Raw genomic sequence first — 19,507 nt, 5'->3', positions numbered from 1 at the left:
GTCACCACGGTCCGCCCGCCCGGTCGTGGGCCACCGCGCGGGCGACCCGACCCGCCGCATCGGCCAGCACCCCGATCGACGCGGTGAACTCGGCCAGGTCGATGCGCTCCTCCTCGGTGTGGTCGAGTCGCGCGTCGCCCGGGCCGTAGGCCGCGATCGGCACCGACCAGGCCGGGGCGACCACGTTCATGTCGCAGGTGCCGAGCTTCAGCCTGGTTGCCGGTGGACGGACCCGGTCCCGGATCGCGCCGGCCAGCGCCGACGCCACCGGGTCGGCCCGGGAGGACCGAACCGCCGGCATCCGCTCGACCACGGTGAGCCGGTCGCCGGCGGCCCGCTCGCGCAGCCAGCCGAGGGCCGCCTCGACGTCGAAGCCGGGCGGCGTACGGCAGGACAGGCGCAGGGTCGCGCGCCGCGCGTCGCCGTGCAGCCCGACCAGGGTCGGGATGGCCCGGTGGAAAGCGCTGCCGGTCGGGTGCCGGGCGGACAGCCAGGCCCGCGCGTCCTGCCAGAAGTCGGCCGCGACCTCGATCGCCTTGGCGTCCGGGCGGCTGCTGTGCACGGGGGGACGCGTCACCTCCAGCCGCAGCCGCAGGATTCCCTTGTAGCCGACCACGACGGTGTCGTATCCGCTCGGCTCGCCCACGATCACCGCGTCCGGGCGCGGGCCCGTCAGCAGGTGCCGGGCACCGGGCGAGTCGCCCTCCTCGCCGACCGCGCCGACCACGGCCACCCGGTGCGTGCCGGCGCGGAGCGACCCGGCCGCCGCCCAGAGCATGGCGGCCAGCGCGCCCTTCGCGTCGACCGCGCCCCGGCCGTACAGCACGCCCTCGCGCTCGCACACGGGCAGCCGGCCGGGCACGGTGTCCAGATGGCCGAGCATCATCACGGTCGGCCCGGCGTCGCCCGCGACCGCCACCGCGTTGCCCGCCTCGTCGCGGTGCGCCGCCAGGCCCAGTTGCCGGGCCACCCGCACGACGTAGTCGGCCAACTCGTCCTCGGCACCGGTCGGAGAGTAGATCTCCACCATGCGGCGAAGCACCGTCGCCGGTGTGACCCGTACTGTCACGACCTCCCCCATCGCCTGCGCGAGCCGTGGTGATCCCCGATCGTACAGTGGCGTTCGCCAATGGACTCTCCCATCGACGGCCGCTAACGTAGGGGCTACGGGGACCGGCCGACGGGGGCGGGGTAATACGCGATGAAGATGGTCACGCTGGTCGAGCTGACGGCCTTCGAGAAGATCGTTCCGTTGGCCTCTGGCTACCTGTGCGGCTACGCCCGGCTCGATCCCGAGGTCGACTCGGGCTACGAGTTCCGGATCTACGACGGTCCGGTGACCCTCGACCGGGACGCGGTGCTCGCCGATCTCGTCGCCCTAAACAGCGCCGTCTACGGCTTCAGCTGCTACGTGTGGAACATGGGCCTGGTCCGCTGGCTGCTCGCGGAGTTGCTCGCGCGCCGGCCGGACGCCCGGTGCATCCTGGGCGGTCCGCAGGTGATGAGCCACGCCCACGAGTACGTGCCCGATCGGCTGCCCAACGTGGTCGTCTGCAACGGCGAAGGCGAGAAGACTTTCCAGCGTTACCTGCGGGAGCTGCTGAACGACGAGCCGGACCTGTCCGCGGTGCCGGGAATCAGCTTCTGGCGGGACGACGAACTGGTCACCACCGAACGGCCCGAGCGCATCAAGGAACTCTCCGAGATCCCGTCGCCGTACACCAGCGGGCTCTACGAGCCGGGGAAGTACACGTTCGCGATCCTGGAGACCAACCGTGGCTGCCCATACAACTGCGGGTTCTGTTTCTGGGGCGCGGCCACCAACGCGAAGGTCAACCGGTTCGAGACCGAGCGGGTGCTGGACGACATCACGTGGATGAGCGAGACCGGCTGCGTGACGATCTTCCTCGCCGATGCCAACTGGGGCATGGCCCCGCGCGACGTCGAGTTCACCCGGCACATGCTGGCGTGCCGCGAGCGCACCGGGTTCCCGATGGTGATCTCGATGAACGCGGCCAAGAACAAGCCCGAGCGGGTTGCCGAGATCACCAAGCTGCTGGTCCAGGGCGGCATGCTGACCAGCCAGCCGATCTCGTTGCAGACGATGGACTCCGGCGTGCTGAAGCTCATCGATCGCAGCAACATCCGCGCCGAGACCTACACCGCCCTGCAACGCACGCTGCGCGAGCAGAACATCAGCTCGTACATCGAGATGATCTGGCCGCTGCCCGGCGAGACCGTTGCGTCGTTCCGCGAGGGCATCACCGCGCTCGCCCGCGCCCGTGCCGACACCATCCTGGTGTATCCGCAGATGTTGCTGCACAACACCCCGATCTACGAGAACCGGGAGCGCTACGGGATCAGTCTGCGCCGGGTGGACGATGTCGTGGCCGAGGCCGACATCGTGGTCGGGACCAGGTGGGTCACCGAGGACGACTATCACGAGGGGTCCGCCCTCTACTACGCGGTCCACGCGCTGTACAGCCTCCGCGGCCTCTACTACCTGGCGAATCACCTGGATCGCAGCGGCCAGATCACCTTCGGAGACCTCTACGCCGAGGCCGCCCGCTACTTTGCCGGGCGGGTGGCGGACTCGCCGATCTGCCGGTTCATCGACGAGTCGGTGCATGGGCTGGGCAACTACTACCTGCTCAACGGTGGCCGGCTGGCGCACCTGACGCTGCACGCGGAACGCGACCACTTCACCCGGCTGCTGACCGACTTCGTACGCACACAGCCGTTCTGGTCCGACGCCGACGCTCGCGCCATGTTCGAGCTGGACCTCCTGGCCCGCCCGTACATCTACCGGGAAACCCCGGCCATGCCCGACTACCCGTTCACCGAGTTGGACGTGCGCCCTCGCGACGACGGGTTCGAGGTCACCACCCCGGAGCTGGTCGGCAGCCTGCTCAGCGAGCTCGACATGGGCGGCCGGGCGGTCGACGGGCCACTGCTGCTGCGCCACCCGGTCCGCCACAAGCTGCCCTACCTGCGGCACCGCACGCTCGACGACAACATCTCCTACTGCCAGGGCATGACGCTGCACCTGCGGGAGATGCTGCCGGAGTGGACGCCCGCGGCGACGCTCAGCGAAACACCCCGCCATTGACGTGCAGCACCTCGCCGGTGATGTAGCCGGCGTCCGGGCTCACCAGGAACGCGACGGCGTGGGCGACGTCCTCCGGCCGGCCCACCCGGCGGACGGGCGTCTGCGCCGCGACCATCCGCTGCAGCTCCGTGAAGTCGACGCCGAGCCGGCCGGCCGCCGCCCGCGTCATCTCGGTCGTGATGTAGCCCGGTCCGACCGCGTTCACGGTCACCCCGAACGGCCCGAGTTCCAGGGCAAGCCCGCGCACCAGCCCCAGCACGCCGGCCTTCGCCGCCGCGTAGTTCGCCTGGTCGCGGTTGCCCAGCACGGCGGCCACGCTGGACAGGGTGACGATCCGGCCGCCCGTACCGCCCACCAGGTAGGGGCGAACCTCCCGGCACATCAGGTACGCCGCGCGCAGGTTGACCGCCTGGACGACGTCCCAGTCGTCGTCGGTCATCTCGGCCAGCGGGCCGTCCCGGATCACTCCGGCGTTGTTGACCACGACGGTGGGTGGCCCGAGCCGCTCGGCGACGGCAGCGACGGCGGCGCGCACCTGGACCGGGTCCGTCACGTCGCCCGGCACCGGCAGCGCCCGGCCACCGCGCACCGTGATGTCCGCGACGACCTGGGCGCAACCGGCCGCATCGACGTCGAGGACCGCCACCGCGAGGCCGTCGGCCGCCAGCCGCGCGGCGGTGGCGGCGCCGATGCCCCGGGCCGCGCCGGTGACGATCGCGACCCGCTGCGGCGGGCCGGCATCAGGCGAGGCCACCGGCGGCCCGCAGGTTCTGCCCGGTCAGCCATCGGGCGTCCGACCCGACCAGGAACGCGACCACGTCGGCCACGTCGGCCGGCTGGCCCAGCCGGCGCAGCGGCGTCATCGCGGCGGCCATGTCCAACGCCTCCACCGGCTGCGAGGCGCGCAGCATGTCGGTGTCCACCGGGCCCGGCGAGACCGTGTTGACGGTGATCCTCCGTAATGACAGCTCCCGCGCGGCGACCAGGGTGAGCTGCTCGAGGGCCGCCTTGCTCGCCGCGTAGAGGGCGATGCCGGGCGCGTGGAGCACGGTGTTGGTTGAGGAGATGTTCACGATGCGGCCGCCCCGGCGCATCCGGCGGGCCGCCTCCTGGATCAGGAAGAATGCCGCCTTGACGTTCACCGCCATGAGACGGTCGAAATCCTCCTCGGTGCTGTCCGCGATACTCGCGACCCGTGTCTCCCCCGCGTTGTTGACTAGCATGTCCAGGCCTCCCAGGCGCTCCTCGGCCGCGGCGAACAGGCCACGGACAGCGGTCAGGTCGGTCAGATCGACGCGGATCGCGCAGGCCCGGGCGCCCGCCTCGGTGAGTTCGGCGACGAGCTGGTCGGCCAGGTCCTCGCGGGTGCGGTAGCTGAAGGCGACCGCGGCGCCGTCGCGGGCCAGCCGTTGCACGACGGCTCGCCCGATGCCCCGCGAGCCGCCGGTTACCAGCGCCGTCTGTCCGCTGAGGATTCCGTTCATCCGCTCCACCGTTCCCTCCTGGGCCGCTCAGCCCGGCATCAGGCCGCCGGAGACCGCGATCACCTGCCCGGTGATGAAGCCGGCCCCCTCACTGACCAGGAACGCGACGGCGCAGGCGACGTCCTCGGGCTGGCCGACCCGGCGCAACGGCGTCTGCGCGGCCACCACGCGTTGCAGCTTGTCGAAGCTGACCCCAAGGTTCGCCGCGTTCGTCGCGGTCATCTGCGTCGCGATGTACCCGGGGGCCACCGCGTTGACCGTGATGCCCTCGGGGCCGAGTTCCAAAGCCAGTGCCCTGGTGAGGCCCTGGATGCCGGCCTTGGCCGCGCAGTAGTTCGCCTGGTTGCGGGTGCCGAGCGCGGCCATGCTGGAGATGTTGACGATCCGGCCCCACCGCTCGCCACCGAGATGCGGGCGGACCTCGCGGGTGACGAGGAAGGCGCCACGCAGGTTGGTTGCCATCACCTCGTCCCAGTCGTCCTCGGTCAGCTCCTCGATTGGCGCGTCCCGGGTCAGGCCGGCGTTGTTGACCAGGATGACCGGCGGGCCGAGTTCGTCCGCGATCCGGGCGACCGCGGCCGTGACGTCCCCGTGATCGCTGACGTCGGCGGCGATCCCGAGTGCCCGCCCACCGGCGGCGGCGATCCGCGCCGCGACCTCCGCGCACGCCTCGGCGTCGCGGTCCACGACGGCCACCGCGTGTCCGTCCTCGGCCAGCCGAACCGCGGTCGCGGCACCGATGCCGCGTCCACCGCCGGTCACCACCGCGACCCTCGCTGCTGTGCTCATCCTGCCTCCTCTGCCGACCGCTCCCACCGGCCAGCGGCACGCCACAGCTCGGCCGGGCGACCGAACCGCAGCGCTTCCACGGCCGCCGCCCGGTAGTACCGGTGGACCGGCGCCGATCCGGTCAGGCCGAGCGCGCCGTGCACGTGCACCGCTGCGGCCGTGATCTCGAGGGCCAGCTCACTCGCGTAGGCCAGCGCGCGGGTGGCGGCCAGCCCGGCCGGCGCCCCGGTGTCGTCACGCCAGGCCGCCTCGTGCACCAGCAGTCGCGCGGCTCTCAAGTGCGCGAGCTGCCGGGCCAGCGAGAAGGCGATCGCCTGGTGGCTCAGCAGGGCCTGCCCGAACTGGTGGCGCTGGGCCGCCCGCTCGACCGCCAGCCGATGCGCCCGGGCCGCCAACCCGGACAGGTAGGCGGCCTGCCGCACCCGGGCCCGGTACAGCGGACGGGGCGGCCGGCCGGCCGGGCCGGTGCCGGCGACCTCGGCCCAGAGGGCGCCCGACCGCCGATGCACCGCCCGCAACGCGCCCGCGCCGTCCACCGCCACCACCACGTCGGCGTCGTCCGTGCCGCCCGACAGCGCCACCCGCACCGTGCCGGCGACGACCGCCGCACCCCGGTCCCGGGCCAGCGCCGCGTCCTGGCCGCCGAGTAGGTCGAGGAGGAGCGCGGCGGCGCGGTACCCGTCCGGCGCGACCCGGCGGCCCAGCTCGTCGCAGACCACAACGGCATACCCCAGCCCCAGCTCCAGGCCGCCGGCGGCGGCCGGGGCCTCCAGCGCGTACAGCTGCAGGCCGGCGAGGCGGTCGTGGACCGGGCCCGGGAGCTGGTCGTCGCCGAACCGGTCCAGCTCCCCGCCCACCGCCCGGCCGAGGGCCAGCTGATCCGGGTCGAGCTCGAGATCCATGTCAGCCTTCCGCCGCCACGGCATCGGTCAACTGCTCGGCCAACGTGCGCAGCATCATCTCGGAGGTGCCGCCGGCCAGCGTGAGGCCCGGCGCCTCCCGGTAGGCCCGGTCGACGTCGACCGGGAGCCGTCCGTCGTCGTCGAGGCCGTGCCGCGACAGCGCCCACGTCGCGACAGCGGCGGCGAGTTCGCTGCCGTACCACTTGGCGACCGGAGCCCGCGTCGGGTCGGCATCGCCGCCTGCGACAGCCAGCGAGGCCTGCCAGGCCAGCAGCCGGGCGGCGGCCACCCCGGCACCGTAGCGTCCGGTCCGCTCCAGTTCGTCGGGATCGTCAGGGGTGGCCCGACCGGCCAGGTCGAACCAGCGGGCGGCGCGCAGCGCGAAGTCGAAGCCGGTGCGCTCGAACGCGAGCGCGCGGGTCAGCAGCGCGAACCCGTCGTCGAGTGCGCCGATCAGGGCGGCCTGGTCGACCGCGACGCCGTCGAGGTGGACGAGGGTGAACTGCTCGTCGGGTAGGCTCGGCATCCGTTCGATCCGGACGCCGGGCGCGCGGAGGTCGACCAGGAAGAGGCTGAGACCGTCGTACCGGGTCGAGGCGGGCGAGGTGCGGGCCGCACACAGCCCGACGTCGCAGCGTTCGCTCAGGTTGAACGCCTTGCTGCCGGTGATCCGGAACCCGTCGGTCACCGGCTCGGCGGCCGTGGTCAAGGCGCCGAGGTCGGAGCCGGCGCCGGGCTCGGTGTAAAGGATGCTGGCGAAGATCTCGCCGCGCGCGAGCCGCGGCAGCAGGTCGTCGCGCTGGTCGTCGCGGCCGCACGACAGGATCAACTGACCAACCGTCAGGATGCTGTTGACCAGCAGGGTGTCCGGGATGCCGGCCCGCATCAGCTCCTCGAGGGCGATGACGCCGCACCGCGCGTCGCCACCACCGCCGCCGTAGCCTCGGGGCCAGTGCGGGGCCAGCAGGCCCGCCGCGCCGAGGAACCGATAGAGCGGCCGCTCGTCGCGCTCACCGGGGTCGGGGTGGGCGAGGTCGGCGAGAAGCTCGATCGCCTCCGGCGCCGCGAGGACGGCGCGGACCCGGTCGCGGAACTCCACGTCCGAGGCCGTGGGGCTGAAGTCCATGCGCCACCGCCTATTCCCCCGTCGACGTCGCCCGCCGATCATAGCAATAATGTAAATATTTGCGGAGGTAGATGGTGACCTGAGCGGCGGGATAGACTCCCTGTGTTGTCTTCTGCGGGGAGGAGACCGGGCGGGATGTCTCGCGTCATCAAGCGGGCGGCGCCACCAGCGCGCGACTCGCTGGCGAGCAGGCGCGACGCGTTCCTCTGCCGGATCCACGCCATCGCCGCGCCACCGCCCGGCCCCACCAGAGCGGCCACCACGGCGGACCGGCCCACCCGCTTTCCCGAGGCAACCGCGACCGGCCCCGCGCCGCCACCGCGCCGGATGCGCTGCGTGACGGCGATTCCCGCCGGCACCGATCCCGGTCCGCTGCTCGCGGCGGTGGTCGCCACACTGAGCCGGTACACCGGGTGGCCACGGGTCGCGATCGGGCTGGTCCGCCGCACCGGTGGCCGGGCCGTGCGCGGCGGACTGGACGTGACGATCGAGCGGGGCGACACGCTGGCCACGATCGCCGCCCGGCTGACCGACGTGGCCCCGGCACCCGGTACGACCCCCCGGCCGGTGACCGTACGGCTGCGGACGCCCGGCGACCTGCTCGACGACGGGATCGCCGACGGCTTGGTCATCGAGGCGCTCCCGGCCGCCGGCCGGCTGACGGCCGAGTTCGACGCCGACCGGCACGACCACGACACCGTCGTCCGGTTCCTGCGCCACTGCGCGCGCACCCTCGAGCAACAGCCCGACACCCCGGTTCTCGAGGTGCCACTGCCCGGGCCGAGCGAGGTGCCGCCATGGACCGGGGCCACGCAGCCGTCCGACGGGGGCACGCTGGTGGACCTGTTCGAGGCGACCGTCGCTCGCCATCCCGACCACCCGGCCGTCGGCCCGCTCAGCTACGCCCGGCTGGCCACCGAGGCCCGCCGGTTGGGCCAGTACCTGCACGCCACGGTCGCGGCCGGCCCCGAGGACCGGATCGGCATACTGATCGGCCGTGGCGACCCGCGCTGGGTGATCGCCTGCCTCGGCGTGCTCTACGCCGGCGCGGCCTGGGTCCCGCTCGACCCGGACACTCCGCCCGCCCGGGTCTCGGCGCTGCTCGACCGGGCCGCCGTGAAGACCACCGTCACCGACGGCCGGCTGGCCGCGCAGCTGGCCGGCCGGCCGGTGGTCGACCTCGACACCGACGCGGGGCAGATCGCCGCTGCCGACGACGCTCGACCGGCCGGGCCGGTCGACGCGCGCAACGCGGCGTACGTCATCCACACCTCCGGCAGCACCGGCACGCCGAAGGGCGTGGTCGTGCCCCACGCTCCGGTCGTCAACTTCGTGCGGGCGATGGCCCGGCTCTTCGCCCTGACGCCGGCGGACCGCATCCTGCAGTACGCCTCCCCCGGCTTCGACGTGTGGGTGCAGGAGGTGTTCACCGCGCTGCTCACCGGCGCCTCGGTCTGGCCGGTCGACGATGCGCAGCGGCTCTCCCTCGAGGAGTTGTCGCGTGTGCTCGAACGCGACCGGATCACCGTGGCCGAGTTGCCACCGGCCCTGATGGAGTCGATGGACGCCGACCGCTTCCCGGATCTGCGCATCGCCTCGGTCGGCGGTGAGGCGTTCCCGGCGTCGCTGGTCGCCCGCTGGCGGACGGCGCGGCGGCGGGTCGTGAACGGGTACGGACCGACCGAGGCAACCATCGGCGTCATCTACCACGACTGTCCCGCCCAGCTGCGGTCCGCGCCGCCGATCGGCCGGCCCGTCGACCAGCACCGGGCCCACGTACTCGACGGTCGGTTACGACCGGTGCCGCTGGGCGCGATCGGCGAACTCTATCTGGGCGGCGCCGGCCTGGCCCGCGGTTACCTGGGCGATCCGGCAGCGACCGCGGCGGCGTTCGTCGCCGACCCGTTCGGGCCGCCCGGAGCCCGGCTCTACCGCACCGGCGACCTGGTCCGCCAGGACGGGGCCGGCGAGTTGATCTTCGTGGGTCGCCGCGACCGCCAGGCCAAGGTGCACGGTCAGCGGGTCGAGCTGGGCGAGATCGAGGCCGCGCTGGCTGCGTACCCGGGCGTCCGCCGGGCCGTGGCCGACCTCGCCAACGAACGGCTCTCCGCCTATCTGGTGGCCGACCGGCACCTGGACGTGGCCGCACTGCGCCGCCACCTCGGCGAGCGCCTGCCCGGGTACATGGTGCCCGGCCGGCTCGTCCAGGTGGCCGCGATTCCTCTCAACGTCAACGGGAAGATCGACCGGACCGCGCTGGCGTCGGCCTCCCCCGCCCAGGCCGCCGCGCCGTCGACGGCCGGGCCGGCCGACGGCATCGCCGCCACCGTCCTTCGGTTGTTCGAGGAGTGCCTGCGACAACCACTGCCGGAGCCGGCCGAGACCGCCGACTTCTTCGCCGCCGGCGGTACGAGCCTGCAGGTCATCCGCCTGCTGAACCGCGTACGTCAGGAGCTCGGGGTCGACGTGCCGGTCCTGCGGTTCCTGCGGGAGCCGACCCCGGCGACGTTGTCCACACTGGTCGGCACGGGTGCGGACACCGGCCGTCTGGTCCGGGCCCCCGAGGGGGCGGAGGTGCCGCTGTCGGCCGGGCAGCGCGGGCTCTGGTTCCTCGACCGGCTCGGCGCGGACCCGGCGGCCTTCCACGTGCTGGAGGCCCACCTCATGCTGGGGCCGCTCGATCCGCGGGCGCTGCGGCGGGCGGCCGAGTCCCTGGTCCGTCGGCACGAGATGCTGCGCACGCGGATCACCGTCCAGGACGGGATCCCTTCGCTCCGGGTGGATCCCACCGGCTCGTTGGACTGGGAGCAGGTCGAGCTGGCCGACGTCGACCGGTTGCCGGAGGTGCTGCGCGAGCTGTGGTCCCGGCCGTTCGACCTGGGCGCCGGGCGGCTGATGCGGGTCGCCCTGATCCGGCTCGGCGCCCACGAGCACGTGCTCTGCCTCGTGGTCCACCACCTGGCCTCGGACGCCCGGTCCACCGAGGTGCTCTTCGAGGAGCTCAGCCACGAATACCTGGCGGCCGACGCGGCCCTCCCGGCGCCGGACGCACGGTACGCCGACTTCGCCTGGTGGGAACGGGAACGGCTGGCCAGCGGCGCGCTGGACGACCAGCTGGCCTACTGGCGCGAACGACTCGCCGGCCTCCCGCCCACCGTCGAGCTGCCGCTGGACCGTCCCAGGCCGACGGTGCCACACCACGGCGGCGACACCGTGCGCTTCGAGGTGGCGGCAGAGGTGACCGAGCGGGCCCGGGCGATCAGCCGCGAGGCGGGCACCACGCTGTTCGTGACGCTGCTCACCGCATTCGTGGCGTTGCTCGCCCGATACTCGCGTACCGGCGACGTGGTCATCGGCACACCGGTCGCCAACCGCAGCCGACCGGAACTCGACCGGACCGTCGGGCTCATCGCGAACATGGTGGTGCTGCGCCAGGACTGCACGGCCGACCCGACGTTCCGCGACCTGCTCGACGCGGTCAAGGACACCGCGCTGTCCGCGTTCGCGCACCAGGAGCTTCCGTTCGAGCGGCTGGTGGAGCACCTCGAACCGGCGCGCGACCTGGGCCGCAACCCACTCTTCCAGGTCACCTTCCAGAGCTATGAGGAGCCGGGCGCCCGCCTACGACTGGCCGGCCTGCGCACCCGACCGGTGCCGGTCGCCGCCCCGGCCAGCCAGTTCGACCTGTCCCTGGTGGTGCAGGAGGGTGCCGACGGCCGGCTCACCGGCAGCCTCGTCTACCGGACCGCCCTGTTCGACCGGTCGACCGCGGTCCGGGTGGCCGGGCACTACCGCACGCTGCTGGCCGACGGGTTAGCCCGGCCGGATCAGCGGATTTCCCGGCTCGGGCTGCTCTCCGCCGCCGAGCGCGACGAGCTGCTCGTCGCCGGTAGCGGTCTCGGAGAGGTCGCCGCGCCGACGGTCGACGTGCTGGTCGCGGCGCACGCCGCGGCCCGACCAGACGCGGTCGCCGTGGTGGACGTGGGGCGCACGCTGACCTACGGCGAACTCGACGCCGCGGCGCACCGGCTGTCCCAGCGGCTGCACCGGGACGGGGTCGGCCCGGGCCGCCGGGTCGGCGTCTGCCTGAACCGGGGCGCGGACTTGATCGTCACGCTGCTGGCCGTCCTGAAGTCGGGCGCGGCCTACGTGCCGATCGAGCCGACCTACCCGCCGGCCCGGGTCGGGTTCATGCTGGCCGACAGTGGTGCGGCGGTGGTGGTCACGGAGCGGTCACTGGCCGGCGTGCTGCCCGACGGGACGCCTCAGATCCTGCTCGACGAGCCGCCCACGGAGGAGCCCGGCTTCCTCACGGACGCTCCCCCGGCTCGGCCCGACCCGGATGATCTCGCCTACCTCATGTACACCTCCGGCTCCACCGGCCGACCCAAGGGCGTGGCGGTGCCGCACCGCGCGGTGACCCGGCTGGTGCGCGGTCTCGACCAGCTTCGCATCGGCGCCGAGGACACGTTCCTGATGCTCGCGCCGGTGGCGTTCGACGCGTCCACGCTGGAGGTCTGGGCGCCGCTCAGCCACGGTGGCCGGCTGGTGGTCCACCCGCCCGGCGCGGTCGACCCGGGAGGGCTGGGCGAGCTGCTACGCCGCGAGGCGGTGAGCGTGCTGTGGCTCACCGCAGCGCTCACCAATCTCGTCGTCGACACGGTCCCAGCCGCCCTGGCTCCCCTGCGGCTGCTGATCACCGGCGGTGAGGCGTTGTCCGTCCCGCACATCCGACGGCTCGCGGCCGCGCATCCGCACCTGCTCATCGTCAACGGGTACGGGCCGACCGAGACCACGACCTTCGCCACCACCCACCCGGTGGCCGCCACCACCGACGCGACCTCGATACCGATCGGACGGCCGATCGGTGGCACCCGCGTCCACGTCCTGGACGTGCGGCTGCGGCACGTGCCGGCCGGCATCGCCGGTGAGCTGTACATCGGCGGCGCCGGCCTGGCGCGCGGCTACCACGGGCAGTCGGGCCGGACGGCCGAACGGTTCGTCGCGGACCCGTTCGGGGCGCCCGGCGAGCGGCTCTACCGGACCGGCGATCTCGTCCGGTGGACCACGGATGGCGTGCTGGAGTTCCTCGGCCGGGTCGACGACCAGCTCAAGATACGCGGGTTTCGGATCGAGCCGGGTGAGATCGTAGCCGAGCTGAACCGGCATCAGGCCGTGCATGACTCGTTCGTCCTTCCCCGCGGCGACGGGCTGACGACCGAGCTGGTCGCGCACGTGGTGACGGCCGAGGAGCCGGCCGTGCTGGTTGCCCACCTGCGAGAACGGCTGCCGTCCTTCATGGTGCCCACCGCCTGGATTCGCACCGACGCGCTGCCGCTGACCACCACCGGCAAGGTGGACCGCGAGGCGCTGCGCCGCCGCGGGCAGGACGTCGACCGGACGGCAGAACACTTGCCGCCGCGCACGGGGGCCGAGATCCGCGTGGCCGAGGTGTGGTCGCGGGTCCTCGGCCGCGATCGGGTGGGCGCCCGCGACGACTTCTTCGCCGTCGGTGGCAACTCGCTGCTGGCGACACGGATGGCCGCCCTGGTCGGCGACGCGTTCGGGGTGGAGCTGCCGCTGATCACGGTGTTCCGGCATCCGACCGTGGCGGAGCTCGCGGCCAAACTCGACCGGCGGCACGCCGACCCGGTCCCGGCCGGGCCGGCGGTGGCACGCGTTCCCGGCGGCCGTCCGGCGCCGCTGACGCCCGGCCAGCGCGCGCTCTGGTTCCTGGACCAGCTACGGCCCGGTGTGCCCGCCTACAACGTACCGCTGGTCGTCCGCCTGAGCGGCGAACTCGATGTCGAGGCACTTTGCGCCGCGGTGACCCGGACGGTCACGCGGCACGAGGTACTGCGCTCGGCCTTCGTGCTGGAGGACGAGCACGGGCCGGTCCAGCGGGTCCGCGAGCCGGGGTGTGTGGCGCCGGTCGTCGACGACGTGTCGGACCGGCCACTGGCCGAGGCCCGCCGGGTCGCCGAGAAGGCGGCCGCCTCGGACGCGGCAGAGCCGATCCCGCTCGCGACCGGGCCGTTGATCCGGGTGCGCCTGGTCCGCGTCGCGCCCCGTGAGCACCTGCTGGCGCTGACCGTGCACCATGCGGCGTTCGACGGCTGGTCGGTCGGCGTGCTGTGGGACGAACTGCGCGCCGGTTACCTCGGTCGGCCGCTGCCGCCACTGCCGGCCCAGGCCCGTGACATCGTCCCCGCCACCCGCCCGTCCGACCTGGCCTACTGGCGGCGGCAGTTGGCCGGGGTCCCGCTGGTGACACTGCCGCCCGACCGGTCCCGGCCGCGCCGCCCCTCCGGCCGCGGTGACCAGCTGCGCTTCCCGGTGCTGCCCGCGGCCGGGGCGGTCCGGCTCGCCGAGTTCGCCCGGCAGCACCGGGTCACCGAGTTCATGGTGCTGGTCACCGCGCTGTTCACCGTGCTGGCCGAGGCCAGCGGGGCGAGCGACCTGGCAATCGGGACGCCGGTGTCCGGGCGCCTGCGCCCGGAGACCGCCCCGCTCATCGGGTTCTTCGCCAACACCGTGGTGCTGCGGGTCGACCTGGGCGGCGACCCGGCGTTCGCCGCCGCGCTGCGCCGGGTTCAGGAGGTCACGCTCGCCGCCTTCGCCCATCAGGACGTGCCCTTCGAGGCCGTGGTGGAGGGCCTCAACCCCACCCGCGGACCGAATCATTCCCCGTTGTTCCAGGTGATCTTCTCGGTGCGTGACGACCGCGGGCGCGGGCTCGACCTGCCGGGCATCGAGGCCGAGACCGTCGAGGTCCACAACGGAACAGTCAAGTTCGATCTCGATGTGACGGTCGTGCGCGGCGACGACGGGGTCGACGGCACCGTCGAGTTCAGCACCGACCTGTACGACGCGACCACGGTCGCGGCGTTCGCCGAGAGCTACCGGGCACTCCTGGACACCGTCCTGGCGAGCCCGGAGAGACCAACCCATACCAACCATGCCGCAGGAGGACACCCATGACCACCGAACCGACCGCCGGCCCCGGTGCCGGTACCGAGCAGACCGTGCTGCGGATCTGGTCCGGCGTTCTGAAGAGGGACAGCATCGCCGGCGACGACGACTTCTTCGCCATCGGCGGCAACTCGATGTCGGCCACGCTGTCCACCTACAAGCTGCGCGAGGAGTTCGCGGTCGAACTACCGCTCATGCTGATCTTCGAGAACCCGACCGCGGTCGAGCTGGCCAAGGCGATCGACGAGTTGGTCGCGCAGAAGGGCTGAGCCGGTGATCGAAGCGGACGACTATCCGTTGTGGAACAGTCCGGCGATGAACGCGTACCTGAAGACCCTGTCCCCGTCGGTCATGCTGACCGAGGGGCGCGGGGTCCGGGTGCGCGACAGTGGCGGGCGGTGGTTCCTGGACGCCCGGTCCGGGCTGTGGAACGTCACCCTCGGCTACGACCACCCGGCCGTCCGCGAAGCGATCAAGCGGCAGGTCGACGCGCTCCCGTACGCCAATCTGATCGGCTACGGCCGGCCGGCAGAGATCGCGGTGACGGCCGCCAACGCCCTTCTCCCGCACCTTCCGCCGAATCTGAAGAAGGTTCGGTACTGCAGCAACGGCTCCCAGGCGAACGAGACGGCGATGTTGCTGTCCCGGTTCCTGCACCGGGCGGCCGGCCAGCCGGACCGGACGGCGGTATTCGGCATGTGGCGTGGCTTCCACGGACTCGGCGCCGCCGGTGGCGCGCTCACCGGCCTGCCCTACGTCCACCGGCAGGCCGGACCACTGCTGCCGGACGTGCGCCACGCGCCCGGCCCGTTCGAGCCGATGGGTGACGGATCGCGCAGCGACCTGGAGCGCACCATCGAGGACTACGGGCCCGAGCGGGTCGCCGCGGTGGTGGTGGAGCCGATCGTCGGCGAGGGCGGCCACGTTCTCGGCGCAGACTACCTGCGCTCGCTGGCCGCGTTCTGCCGCGCGCGAGGGATCCACTTCGTCGTGGACGAGGTGACCACCGGCATGGGGCGCACCGGCGCATTCACCCGCACCGGGCAACTGGACGTCGACTCCGACATCCTCCTGCTCGGTAAGGGACTGACCTCCGGGTACGCGCCGCTCGCCGCAGTCGTGCTGTCGGACGAGATCTTCGCGCAGCTCTACGACCTGCCCTACACCCGGCAGTTCTTCATCGGTTCCACCAACGACGGCCACCCACTGGCGCTGGCCGCCTCCATCGCGGTGATCGAGACGTTGGCCAAGGAAGGCCTGCTGGACAATGTGACGGCGCGCGGTGAACAGCTGCACGCGGGCCTGCTCGCGCTGTCCTCGCGACACCCACGGATCACCGCGGTCCGGGGCTCCGGCTTGATGTACGCGGTCGAGCTGGGCCACTCTGACGGAAAGCCGGTCGAGGAGGCGGCCACCAATCATCTCCGGCTGGCGATGGAGGCGCGCGGGGTTCTCGTCTCCACGCTCGCGCTGTGGCCGGCGATCATGATCATTCCACCGCTGATCATCGAGCCCGCCGAGATCGACGAAATCCTGCTCGCCCTGGACCTGGCGTTGGACGACATCGCCGTCCTGTTCTGAGCCGCGATCAGCCCAGGCCGAGAAGCGCCGGAAGCAGCTCCGGACGCGGGGCACCGCCGGTCAGCACGGTAGCGACCCGGCGGCCAGGGCCGGCGCCGGCCGCGACCGCAGCCAGCCCGACGGCGCCGGTCGGCTCGACCAGCAGGCCCAGCGTGCCGGCGATCAGGCTGGTGGCCCGCAGGATCGCCGCGTCGTCGACCAGCACCATGTCGTGTACGAACGCCCGCAACCGACGGACCGCCGCAGGGTGAGGCCGATCGACGGCGATCCCCTCGGCGATGGTCTCGACGGCGCCGGACACCGGGTGCCCGGCCCGCCAGCTGGCGGCGACCGCCGGTGAGCCGGCCGCGCAGGCGCCGATGATCCGGGTACGCGGCGAGTGCGCCGCGAACCACAGCGCCACGCCGGTGACCAGAGCACCGCCGCCGACCGGCAGCACCACCGCGTCCAGGTTCCCCGCCCTGGTCAGCAGCTCGGCGCCGATGGTGGCGGCTCCCTCGGCGATCTCCGGCTCACCGCCGGTGACCAGCATCCGGCCCGGTTCGGCGCCGACGTGGTCGCGCAGCGTCCGTTCCACGGAGTCGGTGTCGCACGCGGTGACGGCCCGTACCTCGGCGCCGCAGGCGACCATCCGTGCGCGCTTGGCGGGGTTGACGTCGGGCGGGACGAAGACATGCACGCCCAGCCCGTGCGCCCGGCCGGCGTAGGCCACCGCCACCCCGAAGTTGCCGCTGGTCGCGCAGACCAGGGTGGGCGCGGCGCGGTCATGACGCCGGGCCACCCGGTGCGCCAGGTACGACGCGCCGCGGCCTTTGAAGCTGCCGACCGGGTTGACCGTCTCCACCTTGACCAGCACCTCCCGTCCGATCGCGGCGCACAGGCGGTCGTCGACGAACTGGGGGGAGTCGCGGAACACCGGATCGACCATCCGGGTCGCCTCGGCGACGCGGTCCAGGTTCAGCTCCAGGTCCAGGTCGCTCATCGCAGCTGGACCGAGGTCGGCAGGGCCGCGAAGCCACGGGCCTCGGCCATCACGACCAGCCGCGCGCCCGCCTCGTCGATCTCGAAGTCGGCGACGCTGGCGACCAGCTCCTCCAGCGCGACACGGGCTTCCAGTCGAGTGAGCCGGGCCCCGAGGCAGAAGTGTCGCCCGTTGCCGAAGCTGAGCTTGCTGGAGGTGTTGCGGCGCAGGTCGTAGTCGTCGCCGTCGGGGAACACCGCCGGGTCGCGGTTGGCCGAACCGGTCAGCAGGAGGACCCGGCCGCCGGCCGGGATGACCGCGTCGTGCAGCGGGATGTCGACGGCTGCCGTGCGGGCGGCGAACTGGTTCGGGTTGTCGAACCGCAGTGTCTCCTCGATCCAGCCCTCGATCTCACCGGCGAAAGCGATCTCCCGCTGCCGCGGGTAACGGCTCGCCCAGTACCACGCCTGGCTGAGCAGTTGGATGATGGTGTCGTTGGCCGCCGCGGTGATCAGGTTAAGGAACGCCACCAGTTCCTCGTCGGTGATACCGGCGCCACGGTCCACGTCGTCGAGCACCCGGGAGACGAGATCGTCGCCGCGCTCCTCGCGCCGCCTCCTGACCAGGGCGGTGTAGTAGTCCATCAGCTCCAGCGTCGCCTCGAGCGCGACGATGGGCACGTCGTGCGAGCCCTCCTCGCGTGCCACGACCGCCTCGGCCAACCGCCGAATAAGCTCACGATCACCGGCCGGAATGCCGATGACCAGCGACATCACGTCGATCGGGAACGTCGCGGCAAAGTCTGTCACGAAGTCGAACTCACCGGAGGGCAGCACCGCGTCGAGCCGGGCCCGGACGAGGTCACGCACGGCCGGCTCGATCTCGCTCAATCGCTGGTTGAGCGCGCGGTAGACGGGCATCCGGACGTTCGTGTGCCGGGGCGGATCCATGCCCAGCACCGACGCGTACCGCCAGGCGTTCGGCCCCCAACTGGCCGGCTCGATGGTGTTGCCGTTGACGTTGGAGAAGCGGACGTGGTCGAGGTAGCCGGCGGCCACGTCCGCGTGGTGCGACAGGGCCCAGAAGTCCAGCTCGTCGTTGCGATAGACCGGTGCCTCGGCGCGCAGCCGCGCATACACCGGATAGGGATCCGCGTGAGTCGCCGGATCGTATGGGTTGTAGTGCACGACCACGCTCCACCCCGCCCCCGTCGCACCGTGGTGGCAACCCTATCGGTATCGCCTGCGCCATTGAAGACCCACGATCCAGCGCGGTCCGCCGCACCCACCGGTCGGCGGGCAGCAGGCCCGCATGGAGTGAATCGGTGGAAAGTCACGCCACTCGTCGAACCAATGGTCGGACAGATGGCGCCGGCATGTGTTCACCGAGCGGTACATCGAGGCGTCGCCGACAAGCACGACGTACCGCTCCCCCGCCACGGCGTAGCGCACCGGCAGGCTGGCCGGCCGCCCGTCGGCGGCGCGGTAGCGCACCTCGCACAGTTGCCCGTCGAGCAGGCCGTGCAGGCGCCGGAACGTAGGACCTCCAGGATCAGCCGGTTGACCACCGCCGGCGGCCAGTGGGTGTGCCGGTGCCGTCGGGCGGGACGGGCGTCGCTGTCAGCCATGAGCTTCCTCTTGGTCCGCGTACCCCCTTGATGCTCGCCCCCGGGGGTGGCCCAGGCGCAGGGTCTTCCGGCCCGGTCCGGCGGACGCGTCCGCGCCGGGTCAGCCGGTGTGCACGGGGCCGCCGAGTCGGGTCGGGCTCCTGCCGGCGCAGGATCTCCCGGGTGACGGAGGCGATCTCGCCCTGACCGAAGATCGGGTAGCGCAGGAAGTTGCCGGCCGGGTTGCCCTCGGTCCACTCGAAGTAGACGTGGGGTCGGCGATGGGTCAGGTCGCGGATGTGCAGCAGAAGCGCGGCGAGGGCGTTGGGCACGGAGGAACTGGCCAGCCGGAGCACCCGCAACCTGTGCCACAGCCACGAAGTCTCACCTCTCCGACCGAGCCGTGCCAGCCGATTCTACAAGTCGCCGGCTGCGCCCGTGGCGGCGAACACCTCAACCGCGTCGCGTAGCCGGTCGAGAAAGCCGATCAAATTCACTGCCACCACGTCGAATCGTGGGTCATCGCTGCGGTAGACACCAGAGACGATCTCGCCGGCAGGAAGCCGGTACACCGGCGAGCCGGTCACCGCGCCTACCGCGGACAGGTTGCCGCCACCATCACTGGCGAACACGACCACATCAGCGGTGAAGCGCCCCCGAATGGACGTCACCTCCCGGGGCGCGACCAGGCCGGGTTCGTGGATGAAGTAGCCGTTGCCGATGTCCGGCAGACCTACTTCGCGCACATGCCGGTACCACACGAGCAGATCACCGGGCAGACGCGTGCCCGCGAGCGAGGCGAGCTCCTCCTCCCCCGCCGGGCCGCCGATCGTGTGCCGGTCCGGCGGGTAGCCGAACCGGACTTCGAATCCCGGCAGCATGCCGACGAGCTCGCGCGCGATCCTGCACCAGCACGGCCAGGAGCGGCCGCCGTAACTGTCCCCTGAAAGCAACCACGCAACAACCCGGACCCCGCC

At 72.5% G+C, this 19,507-nt stretch carries 14 protein-coding genes; 4 read left to right on the top strand and 10 right to left on the bottom strand.

What is annotated here, in order from left to right; genetic code table 11:
- Position 1: 1 nt before the first annotated feature.
- Positions 2-1,030 carry a M20/M25/M40 family metallo-hydrolase gene (locus O7607_RS22865; protein WP_269705222.1) on the bottom strand — a complete coding sequence of 343 codons (1,029 nt, stop codon included), beginning with the start codon at positions 1,028-1,030 and terminating at the stop codon, positions 2-4.
- A gap of 171 nt (positions 1,031-1,201) precedes the next feature.
- On the opposite strand from O7607_RS22865, the gene O7607_RS22860 reads away from it, so the two are divergent.
- Positions 1,202-3,109 (top strand): B12-binding domain-containing radical SAM protein, encoded by a 1,908-nt coding sequence (locus tag O7607_RS22860; RefSeq protein ID WP_269705221.1) that lies wholly within the window; start codon positions 1,202-1,204, stop codon positions 3,107-3,109.
- On the opposite strand, the gene fabG (O7607_RS22855) is transcribed toward O7607_RS22860, so the two are convergent.
- From fabG (O7607_RS22855) to O7607_RS22835, 5 genes are read right to left on the bottom strand one after another with little or no spacing between them, the layout of a single operon-like run.
- Positions 3,087-3,863, bottom strand: coding sequence for a 3-oxoacyl-ACP reductase FabG (fabG, locus tag O7607_RS22855; RefSeq protein WP_269705220.1), 777 nt, complete (start codon positions 3,861-3,863; stop codon positions 3,087-3,089). The genes O7607_RS22860 and fabG (O7607_RS22855) overlap by 23 nt on opposite strands.
- Positions 3,850-4,593 carry a glucose 1-dehydrogenase gene (locus tag O7607_RS22850; protein WP_269705219.1) on the bottom strand — a complete coding sequence of 248 codons (744 nt, stop codon included), beginning with the start codon at positions 4,591-4,593 and terminating at the stop codon, positions 3,850-3,852. The genes fabG (O7607_RS22855) and O7607_RS22850 overlap by 14 nt, the downstream gene beginning before the upstream one ends.
- 27 nt (positions 4,594-4,620) lie before the next feature.
- Positions 4,621-5,382: a 3-oxoacyl-ACP reductase FabG gene (fabG, locus tag O7607_RS22845; RefSeq protein ID WP_269705218.1), complete on the bottom strand. Its 762-nt coding sequence runs from the start codon at positions 5,380-5,382 to the stop codon at positions 4,621-4,623.
- Positions 5,379-6,284: an acyl-CoA dehydrogenase family protein gene (locus O7607_RS22840; protein ID WP_269705217.1), complete on the bottom strand. Its 906-nt coding sequence runs from the start codon at positions 6,282-6,284 to the stop codon at positions 5,379-5,381. The genes fabG (O7607_RS22845) and O7607_RS22840 overlap by 4 nt, the downstream gene beginning before the upstream one ends.
- A gap of 1 nt (position 6,285) precedes the next feature.
- A complete protein-coding gene (locus tag O7607_RS22835) occupies positions 6,286-7,410 on the bottom strand; it encodes an acyl-CoA dehydrogenase family protein (RefSeq protein ID WP_269705216.1) in 1,125 nt (374 codons plus the stop codon).
- A 135-nt stretch (positions 7,411-7,545) separates the two neighbouring features.
- Here O7607_RS22835 and O7607_RS22830 point away from each other — a divergent pair, with 135 nt between their 5' ends.
- Genes O7607_RS22830 through O7607_RS22820 form a run of 3 tightly spaced genes read left to right on the top strand, consistent with a single transcriptional unit; the run spans position 7,546 to position 15,963 of the window.
- Positions 7,546-14,391: a non-ribosomal peptide synthetase gene (locus O7607_RS22830; protein WP_269705215.1), complete on the top strand. Its 6,846-nt coding sequence runs from the start codon at positions 7,546-7,548 to the stop codon at positions 14,389-14,391.
- On the top strand, positions 14,388-14,651 hold the full coding sequence (locus tag O7607_RS22825; protein WP_269705214.1) for a phosphopantetheine-binding protein: 264 nt from the start codon (positions 14,388-14,390) through the stop codon (positions 14,649-14,651). The genes O7607_RS22830 and O7607_RS22825 overlap by 4 nt, the downstream gene beginning before the upstream one ends.
- Positions 14,652-14,697: 46 nt before the next feature.
- Positions 14,698-15,963 (top strand): aminotransferase family protein, encoded by a 1,266-nt coding sequence (locus O7607_RS22820; protein ID WP_269705213.1) that lies wholly within the window; start codon positions 14,698-14,700, stop codon positions 15,961-15,963.
- A gap of 7 nt (positions 15,964-15,970) precedes the next feature.
- On the opposite strand, the gene O7607_RS22815 is transcribed toward O7607_RS22820, so the two are convergent.
- The 4 genes from O7607_RS22815 to O7607_RS22800 form a co-directional block, all read right to left on the bottom strand.
- Entirely contained in the window at positions 15,971-16,945 is a 975-nt protein-coding gene (locus tag O7607_RS22815; protein ID WP_269705212.1) for a threonine ammonia-lyase, read from the bottom strand.
- Positions 16,942-18,063: a cytochrome P450 gene (locus tag O7607_RS22810; protein ID WP_269705211.1), complete on the bottom strand. Its 1,122-nt coding sequence runs from the start codon at positions 18,061-18,063 to the stop codon at positions 16,942-16,944. The genes O7607_RS22815 and O7607_RS22810 overlap by 4 nt, the downstream gene beginning before the upstream one ends.
- 412 nt (positions 18,064-18,475) lie before the next feature.
- Positions 18,476-18,862, bottom strand: a complete 387-nt coding sequence (locus O7607_RS22805) for a hypothetical protein (protein WP_269705210.1) — start codon at positions 18,860-18,862, stop codon at positions 18,476-18,478.
- 84 nt (positions 18,863-18,946) lie between these two features.
- On the bottom strand, positions 18,947-19,411 hold the full coding sequence (locus O7607_RS22800; RefSeq protein ID WP_269705209.1) for a hypothetical protein: 465 nt from the start codon (positions 19,409-19,411) through the stop codon (positions 18,947-18,949).
- Positions 19,412-19,507: the final 96 nt, after the last annotated feature.

It is taken from the genome of Micromonospora sp. WMMA1949 (assembly GCF_027460145.1).
Classification (GTDB): Bacteria; Actinomycetota; Actinomycetes; order Mycobacteriales; family Micromonosporaceae; genus Micromonospora.
Note: the sequence above shows the minus strand (reverse complement) of the source record. Positions and strands in the feature narration are given on the sequence as shown.